This window comes from Mucilaginibacter sp. P4_G9, assembly GCF_056400985.1.
Map to the genome: position 1 here is coordinate 1 of NZ_JBFUKF010000135.1, position 13,148 is coordinate 13,148.

The 13,148-nt window shown below is 42.0% G+C and carries 6 protein-coding genes and 1 pseudogene; all 7 read right to left on the minus strand.

The window, feature by feature from the left end; all coding sequences use genetic code 11:
* Positions 1 to 2,612, minus strand: a 2,612-nt coding sequence (locus AC1DPZ_RS13220; RefSeq protein WP_477404039.1) for a glycoside hydrolase family 2 protein, incomplete at its 3' end; no start/stop codon positions are given.
* Between the two features lie 162 nt (positions 2,613 to 2,774).
* Entirely contained in the window at positions 2,775 to 4,325 is a 1,551-nt protein-coding gene (locus tag AC1DPZ_RS13225) for an FG-GAP repeat domain-containing protein (protein WP_477404041.1), read from the minus strand.
* A gap of 88 nt (positions 4,326 to 4,413) precedes the next feature.
* Positions 4,414 to 5,970, minus strand: a complete 1,557-nt coding sequence (locus tag AC1DPZ_RS13230; RefSeq protein ID WP_477404044.1) for an FG-GAP repeat domain-containing protein — start codon at positions 5,968 to 5,970, stop codon at positions 4,414 to 4,416.
* 16 nt (positions 5,971 to 5,986) lie between these two features.
* Positions 5,987 to 7,306 carry a vanadium-dependent haloperoxidase gene (locus AC1DPZ_RS13235; protein ID WP_477404046.1) on the minus strand — a complete coding sequence of 440 codons (1,320 nt, stop codon included), beginning with the start codon at positions 7,304 to 7,306 and terminating at the stop codon, positions 5,987 to 5,989.
* 10 nt (positions 7,307 to 7,316) lie between these two features.
* Positions 7,317 to 10,868 (minus strand): VCBS repeat-containing protein, encoded by a 3,552-nt coding sequence (locus AC1DPZ_RS13240; RefSeq protein ID WP_477404048.1) that lies wholly within the window; start codon positions 10,866 to 10,868, stop codon positions 7,317 to 7,319.
* A 148-nt stretch (positions 10,869 to 11,016) separates the two neighbouring features.
* A complete protein-coding gene (locus AC1DPZ_RS13245; RefSeq protein ID WP_477404050.1) occupies positions 11,017 to 12,786 on the minus strand; it encodes a RagB/SusD family nutrient uptake outer membrane protein in 1,770 nt (589 codons plus the stop codon).
* Positions 12,787 to 12,809: 23 nt separating this feature from the next.
* Positions 12,810 to 13,148 (minus strand): annotated as a pseudogene (locus tag AC1DPZ_RS13250) (SusC/RagA family TonB-linked outer membrane protein); the annotation flags it as partial.

Consider the following 13,148-nt stretch of genomic DNA (forward strand, 5'->3'; position numbering starts at 1 on the left):
AGTTGCGGGCGTACAAAAAATGCCAGTTTATTTGATGTGTTGGTGAATTGAACAGTCCACTTACTTTCTACAGTACCTTTTTCGGTTTTGATAATTTTGGCGCTTACCCGGGCATGTTTCATATTGTTAAGCGTTTTGAATTCATCTGTTGCAGATAGCCAATAAGCGTTGTGCGATACCGTTTTGCCCACAGAATTTTTCAGGTTAAGCACTACAAAGCTTACACCCTGCGTGCCTGCCAGGATATCCTTCAGTTGAATGATCTCCTGTACGCCATTTGTAGCTAAACTCACATGCTCCACTTTTGATGATTTAATGAGCTTGCTGTTAATGTCAAAAATATCGGCAGTGGCAATAAGATCGCCGGTTGAATGGTGGGTACGGTTAATGATTGCCACACTTGAGTTATCATAATTATATTGAATATGCACCGGTTCGCAGGCGTTTTGCATGGAATAATAACCTGCATTTGGCTCCAGGTACCAATCATAGATCTGCCAGAMCACACTTGGCAGGGCGGCATTCAGTTTCCAGAGCATTACGCCACCGGTTTCGTTCAGTTTATGGCCGTCGGCTTCAAAAATACCCTGGTAGCCTATATAGTTCATAAACTGCATCTTATCAGAGAAATTTATGATATCACCTGGCGCGCCATACCTTTTGGCCATCTCCTCATAATACTTATCATACTGGCCGGCACCAGTTGCAGCATCATGGTATCCCCAGGTATTGTTTAGCGGGAAAGGCAGGGTTTTATCCCAGGTAAGGTTAGGGATAATTTTAGGCAGCGTGGTATAAGGCGGTTGCGATGGCAGGCCGGTTTCATCCTTAAATACCCAATCTTTACCGGCATCGGCCAGTTTGTAGTAATCCTTAGGATCTTTCCATGCATATGGCCCGCCGCTGTACACACCTGATGGCATATCATCCGGCCATGAGCCTTTCCATCCTTCGGGTAGTTTGGCAAAGCCTGATGAGCTTGGGATAAATGGCCTTGTACCATCCAGTTCGATGATATCATTGCGCATTTTATCATAAAGTTCTTTACGGGCATGGCCTTCGTTACCACCAGTCCAAACCAGTAAACTTGGGTGATTACGCACACGGTAAATAGTGCTCTCCACATTTTTTATAAATACGCTTCCTTCCAATGGCCAATCAGGCGAGCCTTTAAATTCCCCCTGGGTATCGCCAGTGATCCAAAAATCCGACCATACCATCTGCCCATATTTATCGGCCGCATTCCAGAAAGCATCGGGTGGGGTAACGCCTCCGCCCCAAATGCGCACTAAGTTTACGTTAGCATTGCGGCACAGGTGCATTTCATAATCATACCGGGCCGAATCGCGGTTCACCATCATATCGGGTACCCAGGCACCGCCTACCAAATGCACTAACTTACCATTCACGTAAAATTGGCGACGCACAAAACCATTCACCATGCTTGCTTTGGATGATACCTCACGTACGCCAAAAACAAAGGTAGTATCATCACTGACGCCCTTTACATCGGCATATTGCAGGCGGATGCGGTATAAATTTGCTTTGCCATAACCGTTTGGCCACCATAATTTTGGCTGACGAATGATGAGCTGGCTTATATTGTCTGCATTTAACTCCACCATTTTACCTGAATTTGCAGCAACGGAAACCGCTTGTGTAAACTGAACGGGTAACCCCGCAAAATTCTCGGGTTTTATGCTGATGGTAAGCTTGCCATTATTAGCAACGCTGGTGTTGTTTGACAATGTTAAATTCAGGGAAAGTTTAGCTACGCTGGTATCGGGAAGGTTTGGCAGGTCGGTTACCAGTTTTGGCCTGCCAATAGTTACGGCTCCCGTGGTACGCAGAAAAACCGGTTGCCAGATTCCCATATTACGATCGCGCACCGGCGGAATCCAATCCCAGCCTGCGGAGCATAGCATGGTTACATTTTTACCAATATCCCCGGTTGGGCCACCGTTTTCATAGAATGGACCTAAAGCCTTCAGCTGTTCTTTTGCGGGATAGCCGGCATAATCCAAAGGATATATTTTTACTGCTAATGCATTATCGCCACCGGTATTAATGGCATTGCTCACGTCCAGGTTATGCTCGGCAAACATACCAGCCATCTGGGTGCTATCGGTAATTTGTTTTCCGTTAAGCCATACAGCCGCACGGTAGTTGATCCCTTTAAATATCAGCTGAAACTGCCTGCCCTTATCACCGCCTGGCACTTTAAAGGTTGTGCGGTACCAGTAAGGCTTTTTCCATGGATTGGGATCGTTGGGTAAATGACTATACTGCTCCAGGTTGTATTCTTTATTAAACTGATCTGATGCGTCAGGAATCAGCATATTATTTAAACCTTGGTACGGATCGGGATAAATTTTATTGGCAACCAGCCCTGTCAATACTGTTGATGGCACTTTAACCGGGAACCAATACACAGGCGAATGGTATTTAACATTTGATAATTCGGCACCGGTAGCGTTAACCAACGCCGAAGACTGCAAATCGAAATCGGATAACTTAACCTGTTTTACAGGCGCAGATTGAGCCAGCAAAAAGGCAGGCAAAACGCATGCAGCAAAAACACCGAAGGCAGTATAAATAGTTTTTTTCATCATAATGCTTTTTTAACAGGGATGCGGCGCCTCCATTTAATAAATGGATATGGAAAACATCACTGGCAATAAATAACAACGGTAAAACTAATTAACACATGGCAACATGATAGCGTACTTATTTATCATTTTCCAATACAAATGATACAATTTACATTTTTATGCTTACTTTCTGAGCGTGTTTTGCAACATGATTACCGGATGGTACATGTCCCAGCTGGGTTTGTAGTCTTTTTGGTTGATAAGTCCGGAGCCTCCTGCCGAAAAATTGCCTAAAACAATATCCATATCACCATCCTGATCGATGTCGTTCACATCCATCGCTATCCACCTGCCATACCCATTAACAGGAATCTCGTGCACTTTGAATTTACCGGGGCTGGTTTGTTCATGGTAAGTAAAACCTTCGGTGGGATGGTATTTAAAATCGGGGAAGAACGCGGTTACGGCAAGGTCAAGGTCGCCGTCTTTATCAAAATCGGCAGCCATGGCTTTTGAGCAGCCATTGATGTGGTAAAAATAGGTTTGTTTAAATTTCCAATTTCCCTGGTTCGTGAAAATGTAAACCCCATGATAAGGTTTAAATATAGGCGAGTAATCATTATTATCGCCACAGGTATACAAAATATCAGGCTTACCATCATGGTTAAAATCAACCATTTCAAAACTGCTTGAACCATATACCGGCGGAAAATGTATAAGATTCTGACTGGCAAATCCTCCTTTTTTATCATTCAAAAACAACCAGATACCTTCATCAGCCTGGGCAAACAGGCACACAATATCTGGCCAGCCATCGTTATTATAATCGCTGATATAAACCTGGGATGGGCCCGGTATAGCCCTGACAGTTTTTTTTATAAATGTATGATTTGCCCGTTGCTGAACAAGGTATAATCCACCCTGGTTATGTCCAAAACCACAGGATACATAATCTACTAAACCATCCTTGTTAAAATCGGCATAAGCGCTTTTTACCGGGCGCGGCAGGCTATCAGTAATTAACAGTGAATCTCTATTTGCTGACCGGCTATTAAGGTTGATGCTTATCATTTTCCCTTTCAGCTGATCGTTTGGCGGCAGTATGCCTATGCAGGTTATGATAGCTCCGTTTAGCTCTGCAGCTGTTTTAAAAAAATTGGCATCAACTACTCCCGAATTAAATTTCTTTACCAGGGTTGATTGAAGATCGTTATCCCATTTATAAAGGTTGCCGCCCGCGTCGCCTGTATAAAGATGCTTATCGTTTTCATTATAGGCAACCATGGTAGTCATGGCAGACCCGTTAGCCGTATCTGCATTTTTTGGCCGTTTCAGGGCGAAAATAGCCCAATCCTTTATTGCCTTAGGTTTTGGTATGATCAGCTTAGCAGGAGCCCAATATTTATAATAAACCAGGATCTTGTGCCAGTCGGCAGCAGATATGGTTGAGGTTGAAGAAACAAGGTAATCATCCATAAAAGGCCGCAAACCAAATTTGGGTGCCATGCCCGGTAGTATGCTCTTTTCCCAGGTTATTTTATCCAAAAGCGATGGATCTGGTGCCTGGTGACAACCCGAACAACGTATTTGGGCAAGCTTTTTACCTTCGGCAAGGTATTTTTCTTCGGGTGATGATAAACCATCATCTCCACAGCTATTAAAAGCGATGATAATAAATACCGAAAAAATAATTAAACAGATCTTATTTGCAGACAGCCTTTGTTTTTTAATCATGTGCACACTTATCACCTTTTCCGGAGCGATCTTTTTAAAGACCCTTAATTTTATGAATTAAAAGCTAAAATATAACACTAACCAACTCCTATTTTTTCATGTGATTTTCAAGCACAATGAGTGGCAGATTACGATCCCATTGCGGCTGTAAACCATGAATAAACATAAAGCCATTGGCATAATTACCAAGGATGATATCGGGCTTACTGTCATTGTTCAAATCGGCTACATCCATGCACATCCAGCGACCATATTTGCTTACCGGTACCGCATGTGGTTTAAAATCAAATGCTTTGGTTTGTTCAAAGTAAATAAACTCCTCGGCAGGCGTATTTTGCATATCTGCAAAAAAGGCAATTGTTGCAATGTCAAGGTCGCCATCGCCGTCAAAATCGGCAGCTATAGCTTTTGTACAGCCGTTTATTGGATAAAAGTACTTTTGTTTAAAATTCCAGTTGCCCGTATTGGTAAAAATATACAAACCATGGTAGGGTTTTAAAATACGCGAATCATGATAATTATAACCACAGGTATAAACCAGCTCAGGGTTCCCGTCATGATCCATATCGGCTAACTGGAAGCTGGTTGAACTGTTTGTTGGCGGAAAAGTTAGCAGCTTCCTTGTTGTAAAACCACCTTTTTGGTCGTTTGTTAAAAGCCATAGCCCCTCATCACCTGTGCCTGTTAAAACCATTACATCGGGCCAGCCATCTTTATTAAAATCACCTTTTACAGCCTGTACCGATCCTGCCTTATCCAGGATGGTTTGCTGCATATAGGTTTTATCCTTGTTTTGTTTTAATAAATAAACTCCTCCTTTTTTATCGCCCTGGCCGCAAACTACCACATCATTAAGTCCATCTTTATTAAAATCGCCGCTTATGGTTTGAACCGGGCGGGGCAGATCAGACGCGATATAGGTTTGCGTAGCATTCGCGTCGTTGGCATCCAGGTTAAGTTTTACTATTTTTCCATTCGGAAAATCAACAGGGGCCATCCGGCCAATAGCCGAAACAAAACCGATGTTATTTCCTGCTTCATCTTTATCAAAACTAATGCCTACTCCGGCAGAGGGCAACGATGCTAATGAGTCGACCTTTAAATTGGCATCCCAGGTATATAATTTATCATTTACTGCATCGGCACTGTACAACTTTTTAGTTGCTGTATTAAACGCAACGACAGTAGTAAAACTGGTAGAATTTAACGGTGCCGGCTTTTTTATTGTAAAACCAGCCCAATCTTCAACTAAAGGAACAGGCTTTTTGGCAGGTAATAAAGTATCAGGTGCAAACTTTTTATAATAATCAACTATAGTAAGCCATTCTGCAATGCTTGCCCCGGTTGTATCCTTTGGATCCTTTTTGAAAAAAGAGCTTCCATAAGTTGATACATTTAGCATAGGCGCCATACTAACCAGTACATGGTTTAACCAAACATTTTTGGGTAAAGCATTAACAGGTGTTAACGCATGGCACCTTGTACACTTTAACTGTACCAGGTTTTCCCCATCCACCTTAACATCTCCGGTTAATTTATATGGTTGTGGCTTTGATTTACAGCCATACATTAACGTAACAAGTGATAATAAAACAGTAAATAAAAGCAGGTAAGCAGTAACCAGGTAACTCTTTTTAAAATTCATAAAAACCTATATGCTATTATTTTTTTAGTTTTAGTTTTTGCCAAATATATTCGCCTACCTGCCTGCCTTGCGCGGCGCCCTGGTTTACGCTGTTAAGATAATGTATGCCACCATAAAAACGACTTATAGACGTCTCATCCGAAGCTTTTAAAAACGAATCGAAATGGCGCTGCATACCTATATATTTTAAATYGCTGGTATCCTGGTAGGCAAAGTTATCGCCAAACAGGTGCGTAAGCATTACCGCCGAAGCTGCGCTGATGTCACTATGCCCGCTTGGATACTCGGGGAATGGTGGAGTTTGAAGCATAGGCAGCCAATCGTGATCAATTTTTTCATTGATAACTGTTACCGGCCTTATGTAATTAGTTTCATATTTAACCTGCCAGCCGCAAATAAAGGCATCAAACAAGGCTATTGACGTAAGCGCGTAAACCTGCGCTGTTTTTACCGCATCGGCATGTGTTTGTCTACAGGCAATAGCTGCAATACCTATCCAGTGGCCGCCGGGGGTTATTTTTTTATTGGCAAACATCATGTGCCCGTTATGCTGAATTACAAATGGATTATCATCCCAAAAGCGGGCAATTGTTTTTTGTTCTTCGGTAATATTTTTACTCAACTGGTAAACCTCCATATTTTGTTTAAAGAAAACGCTGTTTTTGTCTTCGCTAAAAGGAGGTGGCGGCGGTAACTTAAACTGTGTTGAGGTATCAACCGCAAAAGTGTGCATAGTGCCCCAGCAAAACTCAACACCGTCAAGATAGTCTGGCGCGGTAGGACGCCATTGGCCCGGATCTTCGTTACCCAAAAAGCGGGGCTTACCACGGGTTTGCGGATAATTATCAACGGCAGAACGTTTCAGCATAAACTTTCCTATTTGCGTACCAAATGCTATTGAACGCGCGTAGGTAGAATCGTCAAGGTTATCTTTATACATAGCGTACACCTTATCCTCATATTTCTGAAGGGTATCAACCGAAAAGGTGATCTTATGGGCTACCGTAAAAAAGGCTTTGGTAGCGGCCAATGTGAAATTGTACTTTAAATCCTTGTTAGGTTCGGGCGGTTTGCCAAAGCCCTTTAACTGGGCTGCTATTGAATTATAATCGGGGTTTGCATAGCGTGCAGCCTCATAAGCCGCCAATGTGGTATAGCCGTAAATACGACTGRCTACCGGTGGCGAAAACACATCGTATATAATCACCTGCGTTAGCTGATCAACATTATTATGTAGTACATCGGCATCTTTCATTAAAGCCGTTTTCTTTTTTTGCGTACAGCCATACACCAGGAATAAGCAGGCAACGGCTATACATATTTTAAAATATCTCATATACAAGTAATTAATTAAGCTGAACGGTTCGTTGATGGCCATAGCTATCAGTGATGGTTACTGATGCCATATTACCTTCAATATTAAAAAATCTGCCCGATTGCGACAAGAAAGAACTGCCATTATAAAACTCCTGCCTGGTGATTTTACCATTTTTGTATTTTATGGTAGCAAAAGCATCCAAAGGCTGTAAACTCACCGTTTTTACGGGGCGTTTCAGTTCAAATAATTTCATCATGTCGCGGTTTTGGGTGGCGGCTAAAAGATAATTGCCCTTAGCTCCCCTTAACTTAACCAGGGCTTTGCCATCGCCGGGGATGCACAACCCGCTTTGTAAAATGCTAAGCGGTTTAAAATTACCTTTGCCATCGCCCTTAAGTATCAACCCGTTAAAAGCATCATAGCGTCCCGTTGCAACTTCGGTACCATAATCATTTCCGTTTAAAGCCACATCAAGGTTACCATCGCCATCAAAATCATCAACGGTTATACCGCAAAGTGCCGACATCTGGGCATCTATTGGCAAAGGTAAAGCTGTAAATTTACCGCCACCATCATTACGTAAATAACATGATTGCAGGTAATTCACTTTTAACCTGATGGCRCCTTCACGCATTTTCGGGGTAATTACAGTATCCATGGTAGCTACAGCGAACGACTTATAATTTTGGTATTTTATCCGCATGCTAATCATCTGCTTCACAATATCATCGCGTCCAAAAGCCGGAAATTCCTGCTTCACCCCTTGCTGATCATTCAGAAAAACGGATGGAAAAGCGTCATAGCTGCCATTGTTATCAAAATCTTTAGCGGTTATATAAATCGGGTACTGATCTGAAGCCTTGTAAAATGTGTTAAGCCCGGTATTGCCAACTATATAATCAATATCGCCATCATGATCAAAATCGCCGGCGGCAATGGTGTTCCACCAGCCTAATTTATCCTGCACGCCAGTATTTGCTGTTATATTTTTATATACGCCCTTATCGTTTTCAAGGAAAGTTATCGGCATCCATTCGCCGGTAAGGATAAGGTCGGGCCAGCCATCGTTATTAAAATCAGTAAAAGTGGCATCACATACCAGGCCAATATTTTTTAATCCGGGCGCCGCCGAGGGTGATACATCTGTAAATTTTATAACACCACTCTTACTATCGTTACGCAATACAAAGCTTGATACCGGTTTAGGGTAGTTCCACGGATCAACACGGCCGGATACAAACAGATCGAGCTTGCCATCGTGGTTAAAATCGGCTGCCTTTACACATAGCTTACTGGTAAGGTTTTTTGGTAATGCATCGGGCTGTAGCGTAAAGTTACCTTTTCCATCGTTTAGGTAAAAYCTGTCCTGGTAATTGGCAGATCCCGGCTGAGTTTCAAAACCACCACTGGCTATATACAAATCCAGCTTGCCATCACCATTGGCATCAAATAATAGCAAACCTTCGTCCTTTGCACCGGCTACCTGCGCCAGGTAGGCCCCCATATCCATAGGGTTGATGGCCGGCACTTTTACTTTTGACTGCTGCAGAAGATCGCGCTGTTTGAACTTTCCATCGGCCTGTTGCAATAATAACTGTGCAGGGTATAGCGTAGTACCGCCAACTACCATATCATCAAAACCGTTACCATCTACATCGCCAACTGCTACCGCAGGAGTGTACTGTGATAATTTGTGTGGAATTAATTTTTGTACGTTAAAATCGATATAATCCTTTTCCTTATGTTTATAAGTAATACCTGCCGATTTTGTTACCTCGCGGAACAAGGAATTGGTATTTAGCACGGGTACTTTAAAGGTATAAGGCTCCCTGGCATCAGCCATATTTACCTTAATGGTTTGATTGGTCTTAACATCCTTCAAAACCTGTTTTTTACCGTTATCCCATCGTATCACTACCGAATCGAGCCGGGTTGTTTTACCTAAACCAAAATGTGCAATATTTTGAATAGTTGATAAATAGCCACGGTAGGGTGTATTTTCATATACCTGTTGTTTACCATGGTCATAATAAATATTGGCGAAAGCACCAATACCGCCCAGGTTTTGCAGACCGCCGTGAAACTGTATGTGTAAATAGTTGTTTTCAGTTTTATTTTTTTCGCGGGCTGTGTTTTTGTAGATGAAAGCTTCGTCATCAATATTATTGATGATCATATCCATAGTTCCATCATTGTCCAGATCGGCATAGGCGGCGCCGTTTGAAAACGATGGCGCATCAAGCCCCCAGCTTTTGGTTACATCTGTAAACTGCAGCCCATCGGTATTTTTAAATGCGTAGTTGGGTATTTTTACAATCGGGATCTGGTCGAGGATCTGTTTGCTTGAGGCAATTGCATAAGCCCTGTCCCTGAATGTAATAAAATCATGATCGGTAACATCGCGGGGATAACCATTGGTTATAATTAAGTCGCGTAAGCCGTCGTTATCAAAATCGGTGAGCATTGGTCCCCAGCTCCAGTCTGTTTGGCCTACACCGCTTAAAAAAGCAGTTTCGCTAAAAATCGGGGCGCCTATTGAATCATTCTGGCCCAGGCGCGGACCTCTGTTAATTTGTAAAGTATTACGTGTATATTGATATTGCTGACCGTAATGATCAAAGTTTTGAAAAATCTGGTAATTATTGGCGGGCATGAACATCTTTTTACGATAGTTATCCTCGGGGTTCATATCAACCTCAAAAACATCGGCAAGGCCATCGTTATTCACATCCTCAATATCCTGCCCCATAGCGCTAAAGGCTGTGTGCTTAAAATATTCTTTTGATCTATCGGTAAAAGTGCCGTCGCCGTTATTAACATACAGGATGTTATCCGGTAAAAAATCATTGGTTACATAAATATCTTTCCATCCATCCTTGTTTATATCAACAATACTGCTGGCATGGCCATAACCTTCAATGGTTATTCCGGCCTGTTTAGATACATTGGTATACACCGGGTGTTTTAACGCTGCATTCCAATCGTTACGGTAAAGCCTGCCTGTACTGCGGTGGCTGCCATCCCTAATTACGGGCCTGAAAACGCTTTGATTATCGCTGGCTATAGCTTCATTAACGGTAAGGTACATATCCAGGTCGCCATCGTTATCATAATCAAAAAACGATGCCATGGTGGAGTGTACATTAATATCCAGGCCATATTCCTTAGCCATTTCTTTAAAAACAGGTATCCCATCCTTACCTGTGCCCTGGTTCACATAAAGCTGGTTGATCCTTTTAACAGAGTCATCCAATAAAGTATTACATACATAAATATCGGCAAGGCCATCATTATTAATATCAACAACAGCCACTCCCCTGCCCCAGCCGCCTTTGCCGCCCACGCCTGCTTTGGCGGTTATATCCTCAAACTTCATATCCCCTTTGTTTAGGTATAACCTGTTTGATACGGTGTTACCTACAAAATATATATCCTGCAAGCCATCATTGTTAAAATCGCCTATGCCTACGCCGCCGCCGTTATAAAGGTTAAGCTTGGTAAGGGGATTTATTTTATCATCCTCCACTATGGTATTGCTAAAAGTAATGCCCGATTGTGATGATGGAATCAGTTTAAACAATGTTGGTTTTTCACACCCTGTTAACAAACATATAAACAGGCAACTTAAAAGGACTATATACTTCATGAATTTTGAGCAGTAGGMTATAAAAAAAGGTGGAGATAATTATCTCCACCTAAATTAGAATAATTGAACCGGTTATCAAAAATTAATAACCAGGATTTTGTTTGTAAATAATAGGCCCTTTTGAGTTGGCAATATCAATTTGCGCCTGCGGAATAGGGCGATACTCATTTCTATTTGGAGTAAATACGGCACCTTTTAAAGTGATATCAATAGTTTGATCACTTGTTAAGAATGCATTGATCTCGGCAGTTTGATATGCGCTACCCCATCTTTGTAAGTCAAAGAAACGGTGGCCTTCCATAGCCAGTTCCAGTTTGCGCTCAAAACGAACTGCTTTGCGTGCATAAGCCTGGTCTGGGAATGATGTATATGGTTTTACATTGTAGTTTGCTGCTTTTGTAGTTTGCACTGTATAAGTTGCCGTTGCAGCATTATATGGCGAATTTAAGTAAGCCCAATATACTGGCTTAGCTGCACGGTTACGAACCATGTTAACCAGGTCCATTGCTTTTGATAATGAGCCTATCTCAACTTCGCATTCTGCAGCCCATAAAATAACATCGGCATAACGGATAAGGTTAACGTTATTTGATGTGCTTAAAGCAGAAGTCCAGGTATTTTCTGTACTGGTATTAGAACCAACTTCGCTTTTTGAATATACGTTTTTCTTAGGGCTGAAATGACCATCAGAACCAGGGTTACGGATCCATGCATCACCAGGGTGTGGTCCCCAGTCAAGGTAAGGAATACCTTTACGGCCAATTGACACATCGATACGTGGATCAAGTGAACCTGTGTAAGTTACATCGGTAACAGGAGCACCACTATTAAAAGTATCAGGCAAAGGCAATCCGGTAGCCGCATCAGTTTTGTAAGAGTTTGCTAACCATTGCGATGGGTTAAAGAAACCGCAGCAACCACCAGGACCACCATTGTATGGGAAGTTAAGATTATCGCCCTGATTACTATTGTTACCCAATGAACCATCATTAACAGAAGCCTGAACCGCGAATACTGACTCCTTGCTGTTTTTTAATGCAGCCTGGGGCGTAAAGTTTGATTGATAATTATCATTTAAACCATAAGGTAAACCACCGGCAGTTTGTCCTGAAACCATCAAAACATCCAATATAGCTTTCGCTGCGGGATATTTAGACTCGGCCATAAATACTTTTGCCTGGTAAGCCATAGCTGCATATTTATTGGCACGGCCCTTTTGAGGCTGGGTTTCCGGCAGATTTTCTGCAGCAAATTTAAAATCCGCTTCTATCTCAGGATAGATATCTTTATCATTCTTCACATTAGGCACATCAACAAGTGTTACTGTTTCATCTACATATGGAACCATAAAGAAGTTACGACGCAATTCGAAGTAAAAATAACCTCTTAAAAACCGGGATTCAGCAGTTATCCTTTTGACATCATCAGCACTAAGGTCTTTGGCATTAGGGATACCACGCAAAACATCGTTTGCACGCTGTACACCATCATACAAAGCGGCAAACTTGCCTATGATGAACGGGTTTGATGCCGTTAAGCTAAATGATGCCACAGGAGTTTGATCGGCTGCACCATCAGACGGATCTGAACCTTTGTAAGCATCACCACCGGTAATACTACCAAACATCCAGTTTGACGGAGCTGCAGATTGGCCTGCACCTTTACCACCGTAACCGTCAAGCTCCGAGTAAGCACCAATTAACAAACTCTCTACACCAGCTTTGTTTGATAACAATGTTGGGTCAATTTGCCCCAAAGCCGGCTTTTCCAAAAAGCTTTTCTTACATGCGTATACTGAACAAATGAGCAGCAAACACAGCGGGATAATTAATTTTAATTGAAATTTTTTCATGATCTTAATCTATTAAAATATTGTTAAAAAGTAGCCTGTACACCTAAAAGATAAGTTTTTTGGTTAGCAGGATAGTTACCAAAGTCGATACCGAAGTTGGTGTTGTTATTCAAATCCGACGGCTGAAGCTCAGGATCTAAACCTTTATATTTTGTTATAGTAAATAAGTTACCACCTTGTAAATAGATCCTAAACCTGGAGATCCCCAATTGCTTAACCTGTGAATTTGGAAGCGTATAACCTAAAGTTAAACTCTTCAATCTCAGATATGACCCATCTTCCATGTAGTAGGAGTTAAATACACCGGTATTGCTAAAATTAGCAACTGTAGTTAATTTAGGTATGGATGCATTCAGGTTGGT